Source organism: Nocardia sp. PE-7, from assembly GCF_030486425.1.
Taxonomy (GTDB): Bacteria; Actinomycetota; Actinomycetes; order Mycobacteriales; family Mycobacteriaceae; genus Nocardia; species Nocardia salmonicida_A.
The window spans coordinates 5,750,924-5,770,203 of sequence record NZ_CP129614.1; the positions used below are offsets into that span (position 1 = coordinate 5,750,924).

The window sequence follows — 19,280 nt, forward strand, 5'->3', positions numbered from 1 at the left end:
TGGATCGGCTATTTCCCTTGCCGACACGTTAGGTAAGTCTTGCCTAATCAGATGGTAGGTACTACCTTCGCACATCGAGCCTGAAGATCACCCATGTTCGACCGATGCGAAGAAGGGAAGCCGGTGAAAAGCGTTCTCTCCGAACGTCTGACGATTCACCAGCACGACATCGAATATCGCGAGCTGGATCCGCGCGCCGCCACGGCGCTGCGATCGCTCGCGACCGACATCCGTCACCGATTAGGTGACGCATCACACATCACGTCGCTGCACGACACGGCTCTGATCGCCCAGATCACCGAGCGCGTCGGCGAACTGCCCGACAGCCTGCGCCACGCCGTTCGACCACCCGCCACCGCCGCGGGCGCGACCGTGGTGCGCGGGTTGCCCGTCGACGACGCCGAATTCGGTGCGACTCCGGCGAATTGGCAGGCCGCGGCCGAGCACACGCACTGCGGCTCCCTCGAGCTGGATATCGCGATGTTGCTGCTCGGGTGTTGTGCCGGTGAGCCTTTCGGCTGGCAAGGCCAGCAGAACGGCAGGCTGGTCAACAACATCGTGCCCGCCGAGGGTCACGAGGACGAGCAGTCGGGTGCGAGCAGTTCCACCCTGCTCAGCCCGCACACCGAGGACGCTTTCCACGCTCAGCGCGCGAACATGCTCATGCTGGCCTGCCTGCGCAACCCCGACCGGGTGGCCACCACGGTCGCCTCGGTGCGCGAGGTACGCCTGTCCGACGACGATCTGCGCACCCTCACCACCCCGACGCTGCCGATCCTGCCCGATGTCTCCTACGGCACCGGGTTCGATCAGCTCGCACCGTTGCCCACCCTGTGGCTCGACGAAAACGATGCTGTCACAGCACGTTACGATCCCGCCTACACCCCGATCGACGATGCGGACGCGGTTTTCCGCGCCGCCTACGCCAGGCTCACCACCGAACTCGCCAGGGTCAGTCACGCCCCCGCACTGGCCCCCGGCGAGATCCTGCTGGTGGACAACGATGTCGCCGTACACGGGCGCGTTCCGTTCCGCGCGCGCTACGACGGCACCGACCGCTGGCTCAAGCGTGTCAACATCCGGCTGCCCGAACGCCGTCGGCGCGCGCAGGAGTCGTCCGAGAATGGGTATGGCCAACGTGTGGTCGCCCCGTTCCGGGCGGCCGCTGATCGGACAGCAGAGCGGGGCATTGCAGATGAACGAGGATCCGTTGAACAACCGTGACCGCGGCATCGGCCTGCGGGTGCTCTCCCGCAGCGACCTGGCCGACGTGCCGATCAGCCCCGCCGAGGTGGTGCGCGCCGTGGAGGAGGCCTATCTCGCCTTCGCGGCGGGCGAATCCGACAATCCGCGCAAGCTGAGCGTCGCCGACCCCGGCGGCTCCTCGGTGTCCTATGCCATGCTCGGCCGCGACGGGCGGCGGCGCGTGGTGGCCATGAAGACCTCCTACAAATTCGACCCCGGTCACGACCGCAGCACCAAGCGGTACTACACGACCATCACCCTCTACGACGACACCACGGGCGCCCCCATCGCGATGATGGACTGCGCGCGGGTCGGCGCGTTACGCACGCCGGCCGTGTCGGCGCTGCTGGTGCGCGAGACGGTCCGGCGCGGGGCGGAGAGCGTGCTGCTCATCGGCACCGGGACCCAGGGCCGTAACGCGTTGCCGCACTTGCTCGCCGCGAACCCGCAGCTGCGCAAGCTGATGGTGTACGGCACGCATCCCGAGGGACTGGCCGCCGTGCACGCGCATCTGGCCGACGCGGCGCCCCACGCGCTACTCGACGTGGTCGACGACCCGTACGCCGCGGCGGCGTCCGCCGACGTGGTACTGGCCACGGCCGGACCCGGCACCGAGGTGGCGCTCGAATCCTCGCATCTGGCACCGGGTTCGGTGGCAGTACTGGTCGGCTACGGCCTGGCGCCGTCGACGCTGGTCGAGGCCGATCGGGTGGTGGCCACCAGCGCGGCGCAGATGGCACTGACGGGCACCGACATGGTCGGACCCGACGGGACCCTGCGGTCGGTGGATGCCGAACTGCCGCAGGTACTCACCCGCAGCGCCGTGGCTCGTCGCAACGAGGACGAGAAGATCTTCGTCTACAACAGCGGGCTGGTACTCACCGATATCGCGGTCGCGCACGCGCTGGCCGCCAGGGCGATCAGCGAGGGACGTGGCACGGAGGTGCCGTTGTGGGACTGACGGGTGCGCAGCCCGGGGTCACCGGGGACAGCACCCCGCTCGCCGCGCCCCGAACCGACGCGCGGGTGCCGCCGAGCCCGCCGCACGTCACCGACCGTGTCGTCGACTCGGCGCATACGGCAACCGACGGGCGGCCGTCGCACTGCGCACCACCGATGCCCGCCTACACCGACGCGCTGGAACAGCGGCTGCTCGCCGATCCCCGCCTGCTCACCGATATCGCCGATGCGGTCGGTGGGCCGTTCCATGTGCTGTTCCCCGAGCGGGTCTCGGTGAATATCAAGGCTTTTCAGTCGGCGTTCGGCAAGGTCGACGGGTTCGTCTACTACGGGAAGAAGGCGAACAAGGCAGCGTGCGTGGCTCGTGCGTGCGCGGAGAACGGCGCGGGGATCGACGTCGCCAGCACCGGCGAGCTGATCGCGGCGTTGGGGCAAGGGGTGCGTGGCGAGGACCTGATGGTCACCGGGCCCGCGAAGTCCGACGAGTTGCTGTGGTTGGCCGCTCGGCATCGAGCGCTCATCGCTGTCGACGCGCTCGACGAACTCGACCGCCTCACCGCGCTGGATCTGCCGGTGCGGGTACTGCTGCGGGTGCTGCCCGAAGGTTCGACCAGCCGGTTCGGGCTCGATCCCATGGAACTCGAGCAGGCGATCCAGGCCATCGCCGTGGCGGGCCCGATCACGCTGTCGGGCTTCAGTTTCCATCTCTCGGGCTACGACGCGGTCGCCCGCTCCGAGCAGGCGGCCGCGCTGGTCGGGCACTGCAGGCGCGCACGGGCGAACGGTCATCTCGCGGAGACGATCTCGATCGGCGGCGGCTTCGGCGTCGACTATCTCGATGCGTCGACGTGGTCCGAGTTCCGGAACAACGTCAGCGACGACTGGTTCCACGCGAGCCCACCCGGCGACTTCTACCCCTATCACTTCCCGGTTCCCGGCGCGGCCATGCTCGAAGCCGTGCTCGCCCACAACGATCTCGCCGGGCTGTTGCGCGACAACGGAATACGACTGGCGATCGAGCCCGGCCGGGCGCTCCTCGACCGCGCGGGCAGTTCCGTCTTCCGGGTCCAGGGCGTGAAAACCCGTACCGCGCAGGGAAACCCGTACGACATCCTCACCGTCGACGGCACCAGCCTCAGCCTGTCCGAGCAGTGGTTCGACAGCGAGTACCTCCCCGATCCCGTGCTGTGGCCGCAGGGCCCCGGAAACCTCACCCCCGCCTGCGTCGGCGCCACCACCTGTCTGGAGTCCGACCTGTTGAGCAGACGGCGCATCCCGCTCCCCCGCCGCGCCCGCACCGGCGACCTGCTCGTCTACCCGAACACCGCCGGGTATCAGATGGACTCCAACGAATCCCCCTTCCACGAACTCCCGCTCCCGCCCAAGGTGGTGCTGCGCGTAGGCGCCGACCGACCGCGCTGGAGTCTGGACAGCACAGCCCGCTGATCCACCCGAGCTCCCAATCCGATGGAGGAATACCCCATGGCTCTCGTCACGCGCGTGACGGACCTGATCGGCCGCACCCCCCTGTTCGAACTCGCCCTCACCGACGCCGGTACCCGGTTACTACTCAAGCTCGAACAGTTCAATCCGACCGGCGCCGCCAAGATCAGAATGGCCCGATCGATGGTGCTCGACGCGGAGCGGCGAGGTTTGCTGCGCGATGGCGGGCATATCATCGAGTCGACGTCCGGTAACACCGGACTCGGCTTGGCGGTGGTCGCGGCCGAACGCGGCTATCGGTTCACCGCTGTGGTCGACAACCACGCCTGTAAGGACAAATTGCGCGCGATGCAAGCAATGGGCACCGACCTGGTGTTCGTCGCCGACGACGGTGACGACGAGCTCGCCACCTCGGCGCGAGAAGACCTCGCCGAGGCCATGGCGGCCGCCCGCGACGACGCGTACTTCACCGAACAGCACAACAACGACGCCAACGCCGTCGGCTACTACGCCGTCGCCGAGGAGTTGCTGGAAGACGTCGAGCGGGTCGACATCCTGCTCTCGGCGGTCGGCACCGGCGGCTCGCTGTTCGGCACCGCCACCCGCCTGCGCGACCTCGGCAAGCCCGCCAGGGTGATCGGGATCGAGCCGGTGGGGTCCATCGCCTTCGGCGGCGAGGGCGGGCCGTATTGGCAGTCGGGCACCGGCACCCCGCCCGGGGCGACCATCGGCACCGCCGTCGACTACGCGCTGCTCGACGAGGGCGTGAAGGTCAGCGATGTCGACGCCTTCGCCACCACCCGCGCCGTCGCCAGGACACACGGTCTGTTGATCGGCGGTTCGGCGGGCGGTTCGGTGCACAATGCCTTGGCGCGGCTGGAGGAGTTCCCGGCCGGGTCCACCGTGGTGACCATCGTGTGTGATGGTGGCGAGAAATATCTTGACACCGTGTTCGACGACGACTGGATGCGCGCGCGCGACCTGCTCGACTCCGCCGCCGAAGCCGAAGTGACCACGCTGCTGCGCCGCTATTCGCCGCTGCGGCATCAGGACGAATTGATGGAGGTCAGGTGAGCGCGAACGCGCGCGGGACGAACCACGGAGCGGGTGGGTGAACGGCGCGGCGACCGATAGCGGCGCGCTGGCCAGGCTGGCGACGCCGATCGCGCTCACCCAACTGGCGCAGATCGCGGTCTCGACGACCAACCTCGCGCTGATGGGCACGCTCGGTGTGCGCGAGGTCGCCGCGGGCGGGCTCGCGCTGGTGCTGTTCAACCAGATCCGCACCATGTGCGTCGGGCTGATCACCGGCACCGGGAATCAGATCGCGGGCGCGCTCGGCGCGGCAGGCAAGCGTGGCGGTTCGGCCGACGCCGAAGTGCGTGCGGTGGTGCGGGCCGCGTTCGTCATCGCTACGCTCGCCGGCCTGCTCGGTGGGGCGCTGCTGATCGGGCTCGGCTGGGTGCTGCCCTGGCTCGGTCAGGACGCGGCGGTGCTCGAACTGGCCCGGCCGATGATGATCGCGCTCGCGCCCGGATTGCTGCCGTGTCTGTGGTTCCAGGTGTTGCGGCAGTACACCGTCGGCATGCAGCGCCCACAGGCGCTGCTGCTGGTCACGCTCGGCTCGGTGGCGTTGAACCTGGTGCTCGCGCTGGCCTTCATCCACGGCTGGGCGGGTATCCCGGCGATGGGTCTGACAGGTGTGGGCATCGCGACCTCGCTGGTCTTCCTGATCACCTTCGGGGTGTTCTGGGCGATGGTGCGCCACGACGAACAACTCGGCCGCACGCTGCCGTCGACGCCGTGGCCGGTGTGCTGGGCGACGGTGCGCGAGGAACTGCGTCTGGGCACCCCGATCGCGCTCACCTACGGTTCGGAAGCGGGCATGTTCTCGGTGCTCGCGTTGGTGATGGGTAGTTTCGGGCCCGCCGCGCTGGCCGCGCACAATGTCGTCTACCAGATCATCTACATCGTGTTCCAGATGGCGATCGGGCTGTCGCACGGTGCGTCGATCCTGGTCAGCGATGCTGTCTCGCGCGAGGAGTTCGGCCGTGCGAGGGCGGTGGCCTGGTTGGCGTTGCGGATGGCCGCGGTGATCGCGATCGTCACCGGTGTCGTCTATGTGCTGGCCCCGGACATCGTGCTGGCGCCGTTCCTCGATGCCACCGACACCGACACGATCGCCATCGCGCACACCCTGCTGCTCATCGGCATCGTGCTGCAGTTCTTCGACGCCGCCCAGAACATCGGCACCGGGCTGCTGCGCGGGCTGAAGGAGACCTCCGCGGGCTTCCGGCTGTCGCTGGTCGGCTACTGGGGCGTCGGCCTGCCCGCGGCGCTGCTGCTCGCGTTCCCGCTGCATCTGGGCGCGGCGGGCGTGTGGTGGGGGCTCACGGCGGGCTTGGCCACCACCGCCGTGCTGATGCTGCGCAAGTACTTCGCGCTGCTCGATCAGGTCAGCATGACGCCACCGCGGCGCGTGCCCGTCACCCAGTCACGATGACACGACAAAGGCGGGCGACCTCGCGTCGCCCGCCTGAGGTCGCGGTGCGTCAGAGATTCACGCCGTAGTCGCGAGCGATGCCCGCAAGGCCAGAGGCGTAACCCTGGCCGACCGCGCGGAACTTCCACTCGTTGTTGTGGCGGTAGAGCTCGCCGAAGACCATCGCGGTCTCGGTGGACGCGTCCTCGGACAGGTCGTAGCGCGCCAGCTCCACACCGGTGTTCGCGTCGGTGACGCGGATGTAGGCGTTGCGGATCTGGCCGAACGACTGGCCGCGGGCCTGGGCGTCGTGGATCGAGACGGGGAAGAAGATGTTGGTGATCGTCGGCGGGGTGGCGGCCAGGTCGACGTTGATGATCTCGTCGTCGCCGTCGCCCTCGCCGGTCAGGTTGTCACCGGTGTGCTCGATGGTGCCTTCCGGCGAGCGCAGGTTGTTGTAGAAGATGAAGTGCTGATCCGAGAGCACCTTCAAGTTCGTGCCGGTCGCCAGCGCGCTGGCGTCGAGGTCGTGGTCGGCACCGGTGGTGGTGCGCACGTCCCAGCCGAGACCGACCGCCACCTTGGTGAGGTTGTCGGTCTGCTTCGACAGCGAGACATTGCCGCCTTTGGCGAGTGTGACGCTCATGAAAACCCTTCTGTCCAGATGGTTTGCCGTAGAGGAACTTACGCTGCGGGTCCGCTGTCGATCCAGGATCGCAGGGTCTCGACCCGACCCTCGAGCGCTCGCAGTTCGGTGTCGTCGAGGACGGTGCGCTGGATGCCGCGGTCGACGGCGAACGCGGACTGCCGATGGTCGTCGATCACGTCAACGTCCAGCTGCACCGCGGTGTAGTCCTGCGCCGACGGCATCTGCTCGGCGAGGACCGTCGCCCGTCCGCGCGCGCACAACGCCACATTGCCGCCACCGAGGATCAGCAACGCGACCTCCGGCCGCGCTCGCAAACGCGCCAGCGACCCACGATCGGACTTCAGACTGAGGAGAATCCGCCGGTCACCGGCGCGCACCGGCCAGGAGACCGGGATCGCGTGCGGGCCCGGATCGGTGGTCACCAGCACCGCGATGGTTTCCTGCGGCCATACCGGCAACACGTCCAGCTCGGGATGGTCGGACGCCACGTCCTGCCTTGCCGAATCTACCTCTGTACCCATCAGCCTCACCTCGACGATCGCCGGACCCCTGCCCCGCCGCGAACGACGAGCTGCCTCGATTCTAAAGCGGTGCGGCCCTTGCTCGCTGGCGCGCACATGATTGTCCACAAGATCTCAGCAACGTCTCAGACGCTGATGCCGTTTCCCGAACCCACGATCGACCAGTAGCCGATCGGTAACTGACGGGCAGCGGGTGGTGCTCAGCGCGGCCAGAAAGTGTGCCAATCCTGGCTGGTGAGTGGCGATCGGGTGCCTCGTTCGACTTCGGCGGCGTCCTCGGCGGCCCGGATCGCGGTGGCGAAGTCGATGGACGCTGTGCGCAGGCGTTCCTCGGCCGAGTCGGGTCCGCCGAGCTCGACCACGCGCAGGGAGTCCGGGACGAGGTCGGCGGGCAGGCCGGCGGCGGCACTGCGGGTGCGGATCTTCTCGGCGAGGGCGAGGGCGGGTTGGGCCATGGCAATGCCGTCGAGGCAGGAGCGACGGGATTTCTCCGCGGATTTGCGCTCCTCCCAAGCCTTTTCCTGCGCCGCGATCTTGTCGTCCACCGAGGTCCCCGAGGAGAACCCGGCGTCGGTGAGATAGGGGCTGCGGTGGACGAGCTTGTCGACCAGGGTCGCCGCGACATCGTCGACGGTGAATTCGCCCGCGTGTTCGGCGATTCGGGAGTGGAACAGCACCTGCAGCAGGAGGTCGCCGAGTTCCTCCTTGATGGTCTCGGCATCGCCGGCCTGAATGGCGTCGAGGAGTTCGTAGGTCTCCTCGAGGAGGTAGGGCCGCAGCGAATCGTGGGTCTGGGTGCGTTCCCAGCCACCGAAATTCCAGAGGCGGTCCATCACCTCGACGGCATCGGACAGTCCCGCGGCGACCACCGCGGTGTCGGCCTGCTCCTGGGAGATCTCCGGGCTCATCGGGCCGCCGCGGCTTCCGTCGGAACCGAGAGATCCACCATTCCTTGGGGTTTGCCGTCGAGGACCAGCAGCAGATCGGCGACGAACTGCAGCACTGCCACGTCACGCACCCGGTCGGCGCCGACGCTGTCGGTGATCCGCGGCAGCGGCAGGGTGATCAGACCGCTCGCCGGCCGATAATTGGCGGCGGGGTAGATCCGCTTGAGCCGAAGTTGTTTGGAGTCGGGCAGATTCAGCGGGGCGATCTTGAGCGAAGAACCGGTGACCACGATCTCGGACACGTCGTACTCGCGCGCGAGCAGGCGCAGTTTGGCCACCGCCACCAGTCGCCCGACCTCCACAGGCAGTGGGCCGTAACGGTCGACGAGCTCTTCGATCACCGCCGCCAGAGCCGTATCGTCCTGGGCGGAGGCGAGTTTGCGGTAACCCTCCAGCCGCAGGCGGTCGCTGGCGATGTAGTCGGGCGGGATGTGCGCGTCGACAGGCAGATCGATGCGCACCTCCTTGGTCTCCTCGGTGACGATCGGCTTGCCGTCGGCGGCCGCGCGGTAGGCCTCCACCGCCTCACCGACCAGTCGCACATACAGATCGAAGCCCACGCCGGCGACGTGACCGGACTGTTCGGCGCCCAGTACATTGCCCGCGCCACGGATCTCGAGGTCCTTCATCGCCACGGCCATACCGGCACCGAGATCGGAGTTCTGCGCGATGGTGGCCAAGCGGTCGTAGGCGGTCTCGGTGAGCGGCTTCTCCGGCGGATAGAGGAAGTACGCGTAGCCGCGCTCACGGGAACGACCGACGCGACCACGCAACTGGTGCAGCTGCGAAAGACCCAGGGAGTCGGCACGTTCCACGATCAACGTGTTCGCGTTGGAGATGTCGAGGCCGGTCTCGATGATGGTGGTGCAGACCAGCACGTCGTATTCGCGCTCCCAGAATCCCTGCACGGTCTTCTCGAGCTGGTCCTCGTTCATCTGACCGTGCGCCACGACGACGCGCGCCTCCGGCACCAGATCACGAATCTTCTTGGCGGCCTTGTCGATCGAGGACACCCGGTTGTGCACGTAGAAGACCTGGCCGTCACGCATCAGCTCACGGCGGATGGCGGCGGTGACCTGCTTGTCGTTGTAGGCGCCCACGTAGGTGAGCACCGGGTGCCGTTCCTCGGGCGGGGTGAGGATGGTCGACATCTCGCGAATGCCCGCCAGGCTCATCTCCAGGGTGCGCGGGATCGGGGTGGCCGACATGGTGAGCACGTCGACGTGGGTGCGCAGCGCCTTGATGTGCTCCTTGTGCTCCACACCGAAGCGCTGCTCCTCGTCGACCACCACCAGGCCGAGGTCTTTCCAGCGCACACCGGTCTGCAGCAACCGGTGCGTGCCGACCACGATGTCGACCGAGCCGTCGGCCATCCCGGCCAGGATCTCCTTGGAATCGGCGGCATCGGTGAAGCGCGACAGACCACGCACCGTCACCGGGAAGCCCGCGACACGTTCGGTGAAGGTCTGCAGATGCTGCTGCGCGAGCAGGGTGGTCGGCACGAGCACGGTGACCTGTTTGCCGTCCTGCACCGCCTTGAACGCGGCGCGCACGGCGATCTCGGTCTTGCCGTAGCCGACGTCGCCGCAGACCACGCGGTCCATCGGCACGGCCTTCTCCATGTCCGACTTCACGTCGGTGATGGCGGTCATCTGGTCGACGGTCTCGGTGAACGCGAACGCGTCCTCCATCTCCTGCTGCCACGGCGTATCGGGACCGAAGGCGTGACCGGGCGCGGCCTGGCGCGCGGCGTAGAGCTGCACCAGCTCACCGGCGATCTCGCGAACAGCCTTGCGGGCCTTGCGTTTCGTGTTCGCCCAGTCGGAGCCGCCGAGCTTGGACAGGCTCGGCAGTTCGCCACCGACGTAGCGGGAGAGCTGGTCCAGCGATTCCATCGGCACGAACAACCGATCACCGGGCTGGCCGCGCTTGCTCGGCGCGTACTCGATGACCAGGTACTCGCGCCGCGCGCCGCCGATGGTGCGCTCGATCATCTCGACGAACCGGCCGATGCCGTGCTGGTCGTGCACCACCATGTCGCCCGAGGTGAGGGCGAGCGGGTCGACCTGGTTGCGGCGCTTGGCGGGCAACCGCTTGCCCTCGGTGGGCGCGGTGACCCGGTTGCCGGTGAGGTCGGACTCGGCGACGACCACCAAGCCGGCGTCGTCGAAGATCAGGCCGTCGTGCAGCGAACCGCACAGCACGCCGACCACGCCCGACTCCGGCGCCGCACCGGCGGGCAGCAGGGCGGCGGGCACTTCGGCCTCGCCGAGCCGCTCCAGCACGCGTTGCGCGGTGCCGTGGCCGGTGACCACGACCACCGCGCGGCCGCCGGTGGCGACGTGCGCGCGCAGCGACGCGAAGATGGTGGCGACCAGTTCCTCGGAACCGCGGGCGGTCGGCCCGGCGGATACCGGCAGGTTCACCTCGACCGGGTCACCGGAGCTGAGCGGACTCAGCGTCCACCAGGGCAGGCCGAGTTCGTCTGCGCTGGTGTGCAATTCGGGCAGGCTGCGGTAGCCGGAGGCGGCCAGGTCGAGGCCGTTGGCGCCCAGCGGCGCGTCGCTACCGAACGAGGCCGCGGTCCAGGACGCTTCGAGGAATTCCTCGCCGGTGCGCACGAGATCGGCTGCGCGGGTGCGGATCTTCTCCGGGTCGCACAGCAGCAATTGGGTGCCCGAGGGCAGCGCCTCGGTGAGCAGGCTGAGCTTGCCCGGCGCCAGGACCGGCAGCAGGGCTTCCATGCCGTCGACGGGGATGCCGTCGGCGATCTTGTCCAGCATCTCGACCAGGGAGGCGTCGGCCTCGTTGTCGGCGGCGACCGCGGCGGCGCGTTCGCGCACCGGCGTGGTGAGCAGCAACTCGCGACACGGCGGCGCGACCACCAACTCGACAGTGCTCTCGGTGAGCGAGCGCTGATCAGCGACCGAGAACGGACGGATCTCGCTCACCTCGTCGCCCCAGAACTCCACGCGCACCGGATGATCCGCGGTCGGCGCGAACAGATCGAGGATCCCGCCGCGCACCGCGAACTCACCGCGCTTGCCGACCATGTCGACCCGGGTGTACGCGAATTCGACCAGGCGAGCGAGCAATTCGTCGAAAGCGTATTCGCCGCCGACCCGCAGGACGATCGGTTCGATATCGCCGAGCCCCGCGGTCATCGGCTGCATCAGCGAACGCACCGTGGTGACCACGACCCGCAGCGGATCGGGGTAGACGGGGTCTTCGGGATGGGCCAGCCTGCGCAGTACCTCCAGCCTGCGGCCCACCGTGTCGGGGCCGGGCGAGAGTCGTTCGTGCGGCAGGGTCTCCCAGGACGGGAACATGGCTACCGAGGGGCCGATCATCTCGGTGAGTTCCACGGTCAGATCGTCGGCCTCACGACCGGTCGCGGTCACCACCACCAGCGGGCGCTGGTCGGCGATCGTCGCGGCGACGAACGGCCGTACGGCCGATGGTGCGACCAATTCCACCCCGGACTTGCCGACCAGGTCGGTGACGGTCCGCAGCGCGGCGTCACCCGCGACCACTTCGGCCAGACCGGCGAGCGGAGGACGAAGGGAGGACATTGTTCGCTCCTGAATACGCAGACGGGATCGGCGAGGCAGCCGTCTCGAAGTCTAGATGAGTGATTCCAGGGGGTTGGCCTGCGGCTGACCCCGGAGTGCACGCTGCCTCGGGGGTGGTAGGCGACCTGTGAGAGACATCACATATGCAATTTCGACCAGTCGGAGAACGCACTCACCACGAACCTCCGAAAGCTATACGTCTATCGAGTAGGTGATTCATGACGACCACGGTCGGAATATCAGCGGAACGCACTGTCGTCCGGGGGGTGCTCCTGTCCAGCGCGCCGGGGAAACGGCCCGAGGTCCTGCAGGCAGTCGAGCAGCGTGTGGCGGACGGGGGCTCGATCGTCGGCGTACTCGAGGCACTCACCGAGTCGTCGCCGGTCGTCGCCGACGTTGCCGTGGCCTATCCCACGGTGGAGGACCGGCAGCGCATCGTGTCGCAGCTGGCGGACGGGCAGTGGCGGGCATCGTCGCTGGTTTCGACTCGATCGGCACTGTTCGCGCTGGTAGGTGACCTGCCCGAACTCACCGAGTTCGAGACAGTGGTGCTGCTGAACCTCGCCGATCGCATCGCCACCGCGGTGGTGGTCGGACCGGACCGTCGGCAGATCCTGGCGTCGGACACCTGGACCACCGGATTCGCCGACGACGCCTCGCTCGACGGTCCGGTGGAAGCGTTCGATGCCGACGCGATGACCGAGACGATCGCACACGTGCGGTCGATGCTGGAGTCGATCCCGGCGCATCCCGGCGCGGTAGCCCTCTGTGGTTCGTCGGCGGCCGATCCCGAGATCGCGGGCGCTCTGCGCTACGAACTCACCGCGCGCGTAGTCCTGGTGCCCGACTTCGCCGAGGCAACGGCGCGCGGAGCCGCGCTGATCGCCGCCGACCAGGTGCGACAGCAATCCGCCGGAACTCCGCGCGCGCCCCGGCGCCCCAAGCGGCTCCTGCTGACCGCGGCGGCGCTCGCGGCTTTCCTCGGAGTTTCCGGATTCGCGGTTGCACAGGTACTGCACGACAGCACCCCGACGACGAACGCGGGTTCCCTGGACACGACCAGCCCTTCGCCAACGTCCGCACCGACAACCGTCGAGGCCCCGCTTCCGACCTCGCCGCAACCACCGACGCAGCCCGCTCCACCACCGGCACCTGCGCCCGACCCCGGTATCCCCTCGGCCGCTGCACCCGCGCCGCCGCCGGCTGTGACGACCTCGACCGCGCCTCGTGGTCCGAAACCGCCCACTCGGGTTCCAGCACCGGAGAAAGGCCCTACCGACTCCCCCGCGCCACCGAGCTCACCGGAAGCGGCCGCGCCGAGCAACTCTCCGACGCCGACAAAGGTCGGCGCTCCGGGTCCGCAAGGGCTGTTCCCCGGAGAATCACCGCCCCCGGCGGCGGGCTCGGACCCGGCGGCGGAACAGGCGTGGTGGGCAAACCACTGGAACCTCAAGCAGCAGTGGATGAACGGCCGCTGAAACACACCGCTGGGTGGGATCGCTCAGGGGTGAACGCCGATACGCGCGTATGGTCGAGGCGTGAGTCTGGCTCGACGTGAACGCCACGCCCTCGTGGAAACGATGACCGAGGCCGGCCCTGCCGCGCCGACCCTGTGCGGCACCTGGACGGTGCACGACCTCGCCGCCCACCTGGTGGTCCGGGAACGCAGGCCCGACGCTTCGATCGGGATCATGTTCCGGCCGATGGCCGGGTACCTGGAGGCGAAGCAGGCGCAGATCGCCCAGCGCCCGTTCGCCGAACTGCTCGAACTGGTCCGCACGGGCCCACCGTGGTGGTCGCCGCTGCGCCCGGTCGACGCCGTGGCCAACCTCAGCGAGATGTTCGTCCACCACGAAGACGTGCGCAGGTCCGAACCGGGCTGGGAGCCAAGGCAATTGGCGGAGAGCGACGAAGATCGCCTCTGGAAGACCCTTCGCCCCATCGCCCGTGCGGCCTACCGCAAGTCGCCGGTCCCGGTCGTGCTCGCGACGCCGCAGGGCGCCAGGATCACGGCACATCGTGGCGACGGCGCCGAAGTGGTGCTCACCGGCCCGCCCTCGGAATTGCTGCTGCACGCGTTCGGCCGCGACGAAGTCCGGATCACGCCGACCGGGGCCGACGCCGACGTGCGGGCGGTGCTCGCCACCGACCGCAGCATCTGAACTAGACGACGTAGCGGCGCAGCCTGCGCGCGGCGAATTCCCGGAAGTACGACAGCTTCTCCGGCGGCACCAGCGAGGGCAGCAGGAAGTACCAGGCCCGCTCCATCCGCGCCGCCATCTGATCCATCGTCTCGGTGCCGACCGCGACGATGTGCACGCCCGCGGTCAGTTCCTGCAGCAGCACGCCGACCACATCGGGATCGAGGTCGGCGATCAGATCGCCCTGGGCGATGGCTCGTTCCGACAGCAGCCGGTAGGTCTCACCCCAGGTCTTGGCGATGTTGTCGCCCTGCGCGCCGCGATAGTCACCGATCTGATGGGTGAGCTTGAGCATCGCCCCCACCATCGGATCGTTCATCGATAGATCGGCCACCACATAGGTGATCCCGATACCGGCTTCCAGCGCAGGCACCCGGGAATCGAAGAAGCCCTGACACGATCCGATCAGGCGCTCGTTGCCCTGATCGACCACCGCCCTGGCCAGCTCCTCCTTGGAGCCGAAGTGAAAGTACAAGGCGCCCTTGGTCACATTGGACTGCGCGATGATTTCGCTGAGGCTCGCGTTGGCGTAGCCCAAACGGAGAAAGACATCGGCAGCGCCAGCAAGGACGGAGTCGCGGGTGATCTCCGCGCGTGCTTGCCTAGCCATCAGATCCGCCTGTCATCCAATAATCCAGCCATCCTGAAGTAGACCGACATCCCGAAATTTGCTCGACATACCGCCCGGCAGCACCCAAAAGGATGGGTGAACCGTACCACCAGGCGCCAAAGTGGCAGCCGAATCATGGATTCGGTCCACACAGCGTGCGCTAACGTCCGGTTACCCCACCGATGGTTGGTGTAGTCCCCGTATTCCATTCGGAGCTGAGCCCCGGTTCGGCTTCCAAATGACTCAAACCGTTCCAACAAAGGTTGACCAGGTGCGCCGCGACCACCTCTTTGGGCGGGGTGCGCTCGTCGAGCCACCAGGTGGCGGTGGTCGACACCATGCCGACCAGGGCCTGGGCGTAGAGCGGGGCGAGGCTGGTATCGAGATCACGACGGCCGAAATCGCTGGCGAGCAGATGCGCGACCTGATTGACCGCCTCGTTGAGCAGGCTCGAGTAGCGGCCGTCGGAGCTGGCCGCCGGCTGATCGCGGACCAGAATCCGAAAGCCGTCGGTCCGTTCCTCGATGTAGGTGAGCAGAGCCAGCGCGACCTGCTCCAAGCGCACCCGCGAGCGATTCTGGGTGAGCGAGGAGGTGATCATTTCCAGCAGCATCGACATCTCGCGATCGACGACCACCGCGTAGAGGCCTTCCTTGCCGCCGAAATGCTCGTAGACCACCGGCTTGGACACCTGCGCGCGCTGCGCGATCTCCTCGATCGATGTCGCGTCATACCCCCGCTCCGCGAACAACGCGCGACCGATCTCGATCAACTGCTGCCTGCGCTGCGTCCCCGTCATCCTCGGCCTGGTGGTCCGACCCGGCTCACTGGAAGACATGCTCCCCCGCCTCTCCGTGCCCTTTGCCGGTCTTCACGTGCTCCTCCACTACCGCACCGGACCGACGGACGTGCGCGGTCGAAGTTTTGGGCGTCTCCGGGGAGATACCCATGTACTCGCGAAATCTGTACGAACGTTCCAGAAGGCTAACAACGCGCCGCGAGGCGGTGCGCGACAGGCGTACACAAGATTCGCCCGAGGGCAGGATCATGTGCGAGGATCACTGGCGTGCCGTAGCACAGTGGTGGGCCTCGACGGCCCACTGGTGTGGCGATCCGCCGTAGTGTAATGGCAGCACCTCTGATTTTGGTTCAGATAGTTCAGGTTCGAGTCCTGGCGGCGGAGCACACACGGACACAGTGACGTATCGTCGGCCCGCACCATCTACCGACCGAACCCGCCACAGCACACTCGCTGACAGGCAGCCGAGGGAGATCCATGCCACCGCAGACCGCCGTCGTCGTTCTCGCAGCAGGTGCTGGGACGCGAATGCGGTCGAAGACTCCGAAAGTGCTGCACCCGTTAGCAGGCCGGTCGATGCTCTCGCACGCGCTGCACGCCGCCGCCGAGATCGATCCGACCCACCTGATCACCGTTGTCGGGCACGACCGCGAGAAGGTCGGCGCTGCCGTGGCGGACGTGGGTAAGGAGCTCGGCCGCGAGATCGTGTGCGCGGTGCAGGAGCAGCAGCTCGGAACCGGCCACGCGGTGCAGTGCGCACTGGGTTCGATCCCGGCGGACTTCGACGGCGACCTCCTCGTCACCTCGGCCGATGTGCCACTGCTCGACGGGCACACTCTCTCCGCTTTGCTCGACGAGCACCGCAGCTATGCCGAGCGGCCCGCCGTGACAGTGCTGACCTTCGTGCCCGAGGACGCCAACGGGTACGGCCGGATCGTGCGCGACGACGACGGCCAGCTCGCCGAGATCGTCGAGCACGCCGACGCCACCCCCGAACAGGCCAAGATCAAAGAGGTCAACTCCGGCGTCTACGCGTTCGACGCGTCGGTGCTGCGCACCATGATCGGGCGGCTGTCCACCGCCAACGCCCAGCACGAGCTCTACCTCACCGACGTGCTTCGACTGGCCCGCGAGGCCGGTCGACCCGTGCACGGCGCGCGACTGGTCGACTCGAACAAGGTCACCGGCGTGAACGACCGGGTGCAGCTGTCCCAGGCGGGCGCCACCCTCAATCGCTACATTCTCGAGCGCCACATGCGGGCGGGCGTCACCATCATCGACCCCGCGACGACCTGGGTCGACGCGAGCGTGCGGATCGGACGCGACGCCGTGCTGCGGCCGGGTACCCAGCTCTTCGGCGAGACCCGCATCGGCGAGGACGCCGAGATCGGGCCGGACACCACGCTCACCGATGTGTCCGTCGGCGAGGGCGCGAGTGTGATCCGCACCCATGGTGAGCGCGCCGAGATCGGCGAGGGCGCCACCATCGGACCGTTCAGTTATCTGCGCCCGGGCACGGTCGTCGGCGAGGAAGGCAAGCTCGGCGCGTTCGTCGAGACCAAGAACGCCTCGATCGGCGCGCACTCGAAGGTGCCGCACCTGACCTACGTCGGCGACGCGACCATCGGCGAGTACAGCAACATCGGCGCTTCCAGCGTTTTTGTGAACTACGACGGGGTGAACAAACACCACACTGTGGTCGGTTCCCATGTGCGGACCGGTAGCGACACCATGTTCATCGCGCCGGTCACCGTGGGTGACGGCGCCTATACGGGTGCGGGTACTGTACTGCGCAGAAGCGTTCCACCGGGTGCACTTGCTGTGTCGGGTGGGCCTCAGCGCACTATCGAAAACTGGGTGCAGCGCTACCGTCCAGGAACCGCTGCGGCACGCGCGGCGGCGGAAGCCATCGCGGCAGACGAGACGTCTTCGAAGACAATCGAGCAAAAGGATGGCAACCAGCAGTGACCGCGTTCTCGATCGACAATCAGAAGAACTTGATGCTCTTCGCAGGCCGGTCACATCCTGAGCTTGCCGAACAGGTCGCCAAGGAACTCGACGTCGACATCACTCCGCAGACCGCGCGTGACTTCGCCAACGGCGAGATCTTCGTCCGGTTCGAGGAGTCGGTCCGCGGTTCCGACGCCTTCGTGCTGCAGAGCTTCCCCGCGCCGCTCAACCAGTGGCTGATGGAACAGCTCATCATGATCGACGCGCTCAAGCGCGGTTCGGCCAAGCGGATCACCGCGGTGCTGCCGTTCTACCCGTACGCGCGCCAGGACAAGAAGCACCGCGGCCGCGAGCCGATCTCGGCCCGCCTGGTCGCCGACCTGCTCAAGACCGCGGGCGCCGATCGCATCATCAGCGTCGACCTACACACCGACCAGATCCAGGGCTTCTTCGACGGCCCCGTCGATCACATGCACGCACTGGTGCAGCTCTCGGACTACATCCGCACCAACTACCCGTCGGACAACCTCGCGGTGGTCTCCCCCGACGCGGGCCGCGTGAAGGTCGCCGAGAAGTGGGCCGACGCGCTCGGTGGCACCCCGCTGGCGTTCATCCACAAGACCCGCGACCCGCTGGTGCCCAACCAGGTGAAGTCCAACCGCGTCGTCGGTGAAGTCGAAGGCCGCACCTGTGTGCTGATCGACGACATGATCGACACCGGCGGCACCATCGCCGGTGCGGTGAAGGTGCTCAAGGAAGCGGGCGCGGGCGACGTGATCATCGCGGCCACCCATGGTGTGCTCAGCGATCCGGCCGCCGAGCGCCTCGCCAACTGTGGCGCCAGGGAAGTCGTCATCACCAACACGCTGCCGATCAGCGAGGACAAGAAGTTCCCGACGCTGACCGTGCTGTCGATCGCGCCGCTGCTGGCCCGCACCATTCGCGAGGTCTTCGAGAACGGCTCGGTCACCGGCCTGTTCAACGGCAACGCTTAGGCTGTTCCGCCTCTCCGCGTCTTTTGGCCAGACCGAGGCGCGGGTGAGTTGGGGACGCGGCAAGCTTTCCTGGGGTGGAGGGTTAGCTCGTACCCGGTGAGTTACCCATGTTCTTGCTGAATCGGTCGGTGCGCTTGTCCTCGGACATTGGCGCACCGACCGATCCTTGGTGCATGGTGGTCCTGTAATTCGGGACGGGACAGGGGGCGGCATGGGGACTGAGCCGGAGCGGCGGGTCGAGCTCGGTAAGGATCAGGGTGTGCCGCGGGTGCAGGACGCGCCGGAGGTGTCTGATTCGTCGGCCGGGGAGCCGTGGGGTGGGATCGCCGATCCGGTAGCACCTCGCGATGCGGCGCCGTACCCACCGCCGCCCGCCGCACAGCCATGGGGTGGACTCGCGAATCCGGGTCCGGCTGTCGAGATGCCGCCGTATCCGCCGCCTCCACCGGTTTTTCCCGCTCCTGGTTATCCCGTCGCTGGTTATCCCGTTTCCGGTAATCCGGCGCCGGGTTATCCCGCACCGGTCCGGGGACCGTATGGCGTTGCGCCGTATCAGCCGTATCCGCCGCAGCCGGGTTATGGGTACAGGGACAACACACCGCTCTGGTCGATCTTCAGTTTTTGCTGTGCCGCCGCGTCGGTGTTCGGCGGGTTGGCGTTGTGTGGGCTGCCGGTGCTGATCACCGCGCCGACGGGCATCGCCCTCGGGCTGGTCGGGCATGCCAAGGGCGAGGACATGGGCAAGTGGGCCGCCATCGTCAACGGTGCGATCGCGGCGCTGGCCGCGCTGGCCGTCGTCGTGTTCGTGGCGATGATCGGCGGTATCTGAGCCGCGGCGCGCGATACTGGTAGCGGTAACCTGACCGATCAGGCCTGCTCCTCCGAACAGAACTGAGAAACGCCGCA

At 67.7% G+C, this 19,280-nt stretch carries 16 protein-coding genes and 1 tRNA gene; 11 read left to right on the plus strand and 6 right to left on the minus strand.

Features of this window, described 5'->3' with window-relative positions:
- Positions 1 to 123: 123 nt before the first annotated feature.
- The 5 genes from QX204_RS27065 to QX204_RS27085 are packed head-to-tail and all read left to right on the plus strand — an operon-like array spanning position 124 to position 6,151.
- Entirely contained in the window at positions 124 to 1,224 is a 1,101-nt protein-coding gene (locus QX204_RS27065; RefSeq protein ID WP_301903355.1) for a TauD/TfdA family dioxygenase, read from the plus strand.
- The gene (locus QX204_RS27070) at positions 1,196 to 2,206 is read left to right on the plus strand and encodes an ornithine cyclodeaminase family protein (protein WP_174552007.1); all 1,011 of its coding nucleotides are present in this window, start codon (positions 1,196 to 1,198) and stop codon (positions 2,204 to 2,206) included. Before QX204_RS27065 ends, QX204_RS27070 begins: the two co-directional genes overlap by 29 nt.
- Entirely contained in the window at positions 2,197 to 3,651 is a 1,455-nt protein-coding gene (locus QX204_RS27075; protein WP_301903356.1) for an alanine racemase, read from the plus strand. The genes QX204_RS27070 and QX204_RS27075 overlap by 10 nt, the downstream gene beginning before the upstream one ends.
- Positions 3,652 to 3,687: 36 nt before the next feature.
- Positions 3,688 to 4,722 (plus strand): PLP-dependent cysteine synthase family protein, encoded by a 1,035-nt coding sequence (locus QX204_RS27080; RefSeq protein WP_301903357.1) that lies wholly within the window; start codon positions 3,688 to 3,690, stop codon positions 4,720 to 4,722.
- Between the two features lie 37 nt (positions 4,723 to 4,759).
- The gene (locus tag QX204_RS27085) at positions 4,760 to 6,151 is read left to right on the plus strand and encodes an MATE family efflux transporter (RefSeq protein WP_301903358.1); all 1,392 of its coding nucleotides are present in this window, start codon (positions 4,760 to 4,762) and stop codon (positions 6,149 to 6,151) included.
- A 49-nt stretch (positions 6,152 to 6,200) separates the two neighbouring features.
- Here QX204_RS27085 and QX204_RS27090 read toward each other — a convergent pair whose 3' ends face one another.
- The 4 genes from QX204_RS27090 to mfd form a co-directional block, all read right to left on the minus strand.
- A complete protein-coding gene (locus QX204_RS27090) occupies positions 6,201 to 6,776 on the minus strand; it encodes a TerD family protein (RefSeq protein ID WP_301903359.1) in 576 nt (191 codons plus the stop codon).
- A 38-nt stretch (positions 6,777 to 6,814) separates the two neighbouring features.
- The gene (locus QX204_RS27095) at positions 6,815 to 7,300 is read right to left on the minus strand and encodes a pyridoxamine 5'-phosphate oxidase family protein (protein ID WP_301903360.1); all 486 of its coding nucleotides are present in this window, start codon (positions 7,298 to 7,300) and stop codon (positions 6,815 to 6,817) included.
- 200 nt (positions 7,301 to 7,500) lie between these two features.
- Positions 7,501 to 8,208 (minus strand): nucleoside triphosphate pyrophosphohydrolase, encoded by a 708-nt coding sequence (locus tag QX204_RS27100; protein ID WP_301903361.1) that lies wholly within the window; start codon positions 8,206 to 8,208, stop codon positions 7,501 to 7,503.
- On the minus strand, positions 8,205 to 11,819 hold the full coding sequence (gene mfd, locus QX204_RS27105; protein WP_301903362.1) for a transcription-repair coupling factor: 3,615 nt from the start codon (positions 11,817 to 11,819) through the stop codon (positions 8,205 to 8,207). The genes QX204_RS27100 and mfd overlap by 4 nt, the downstream gene beginning before the upstream one ends.
- 218 nt (positions 11,820 to 12,037) lie before the next feature.
- Between mfd and QX204_RS27110 the strand changes: the two genes are divergently transcribed.
- Positions 12,038 to 13,297 carry a hypothetical protein gene (locus QX204_RS27110; RefSeq protein ID WP_301903363.1) on the plus strand — a complete coding sequence of 420 codons (1,260 nt, stop codon included), beginning with the start codon at positions 12,038 to 12,040 and terminating at the stop codon, positions 13,295 to 13,297.
- A gap of 60 nt (positions 13,298 to 13,357) precedes the next feature.
- On the plus strand, positions 13,358 to 13,981 hold the full coding sequence (locus QX204_RS27115; protein ID WP_301903364.1) for a TIGR03085 family metal-binding protein: 624 nt from the start codon (positions 13,358 to 13,360) through the stop codon (positions 13,979 to 13,981).
- A 1-nt stretch (position 13,982) separates the two neighbouring features.
- Here QX204_RS27115 and QX204_RS27120 read toward each other — a convergent pair whose 3' ends face one another.
- Both QX204_RS27120 and QX204_RS27125 read right to left on the minus strand, forming a co-directional pair.
- Complete coding sequence (locus QX204_RS27120; RefSeq protein WP_056813825.1) at positions 13,983 to 14,630, minus strand: TetR family transcriptional regulator; 648 nt, start codon at positions 14,628 to 14,630, stop codon at positions 13,983 to 13,985.
- Between the two features lie 160 nt (positions 14,631 to 14,790).
- A complete protein-coding gene (locus QX204_RS27125; protein WP_301903365.1) occupies positions 14,791 to 15,468 on the minus strand; it encodes a TetR/AcrR family transcriptional regulator in 678 nt (225 codons plus the stop codon).
- A 274-nt stretch (positions 15,469 to 15,742) separates the two neighbouring features.
- Between QX204_RS27125 and QX204_RS27130 the strand changes: the two genes are divergently transcribed.
- The 4 genes from QX204_RS27130 to QX204_RS27145 all read left to right on the plus strand — a co-directional run bounded on the left by QX204_RS27130 (position 15,743) and on the right by QX204_RS27145 (position 19,203).
- Positions 15,743 to 15,813: transfer RNA gene (locus QX204_RS27130), tRNA-Gln, on the plus strand.
- A 93-nt stretch (positions 15,814 to 15,906) separates the two neighbouring features.
- Positions 15,907 to 17,397 carry a bifunctional UDP-N-acetylglucosamine diphosphorylase/glucosamine-1-phosphate N-acetyltransferase GlmU gene (gene glmU / locus QX204_RS27135; RefSeq protein ID WP_301903366.1) on the plus strand — a complete coding sequence of 497 codons (1,491 nt, stop codon included), beginning with the start codon at positions 15,907 to 15,909 and terminating at the stop codon, positions 17,395 to 17,397.
- Positions 17,394 to 18,374, plus strand: a complete 981-nt coding sequence (locus QX204_RS27140; protein WP_301903367.1) for a ribose-phosphate diphosphokinase — start codon at positions 17,394 to 17,396, stop codon at positions 18,372 to 18,374. The genes glmU and QX204_RS27140 overlap by 4 nt, the downstream gene beginning before the upstream one ends.
- Before the next feature lie 211 nt (positions 18,375 to 18,585).
- Positions 18,586 to 19,203: a hypothetical protein gene (locus tag QX204_RS27145; protein ID WP_301903368.1), complete on the plus strand. Its 618-nt coding sequence runs from the start codon at positions 18,586 to 18,588 to the stop codon at positions 19,201 to 19,203.
- Positions 19,204 to 19,280: the final 77 nt, after the last annotated feature.

Excerpts from the sequence above, each read along its gene's own strand:
- QX204_RS27125 (WP_301903365.1), bottom strand. The coding sequence starts at position 15,468 with ATGTCTTCCAGTGAGCCGGGTCGGACCACCAGGCCGAGGATGACGGGG.
- QX204_RS27080 (WP_301903357.1), top strand. The coding sequence starts at position 3,688 with ATGGCTCTCGTCACGCGCGTGACGGACCTGATCGGCCGCACCCCCCTG.
- QX204_RS27100 (WP_301903361.1), bottom strand. The coding sequence starts at position 8,208 with ATGAGCCCGGAGATCTCCCAGGAGCAGGCCGACACCGCGGTGGTCGCC.
- QX204_RS27095 (WP_301903360.1), bottom strand. The coding sequence starts at position 7,300 with ATGGGTACAGAGGTAGATTCGGCAAGGCAGGACGTGGCGTCCGACCAT.
- QX204_RS27145 (WP_301903368.1), top strand. The coding sequence starts at position 18,586 with ATGGGGACTGAGCCGGAGCGGCGGGTCGAGCTCGGTAAGGATCAGGGT.
- QX204_RS27070 (WP_174552007.1), top strand. The coding sequence starts at position 1,196 with ATGAACGAGGATCCGTTGAACAACCGTGACCGCGGCATCGGCCTGCGG.
- QX204_RS27090 (WP_301903359.1), bottom strand. The coding sequence starts at position 6,776 with ATGAGCGTCACACTCGCCAAAGGCGGCAATGTCTCGCTGTCGAAGCAG.
- QX204_RS27120 (WP_056813825.1), bottom strand. The coding sequence starts at position 14,630 with ATGGCTAGGCAAGCACGCGCGGAGATCACCCGCGACTCCGTCCTTGCT.
- mfd (WP_301903362.1), bottom strand. The coding sequence starts at position 11,819 with ATGTCCTCCCTTCGTCCTCCGCTCGCCGGTCTGGCCGAAGTGGTCGCG.
- glmU (WP_301903366.1), top strand. The coding sequence starts at position 15,907 with ATGCCACCGCAGACCGCCGTCGTCGTTCTCGCAGCAGGTGCTGGGACG.
- QX204_RS27110 (WP_301903363.1), top strand. The coding sequence starts at position 12,038 with ATGACGACCACGGTCGGAATATCAGCGGAACGCACTGTCGTCCGGGGG.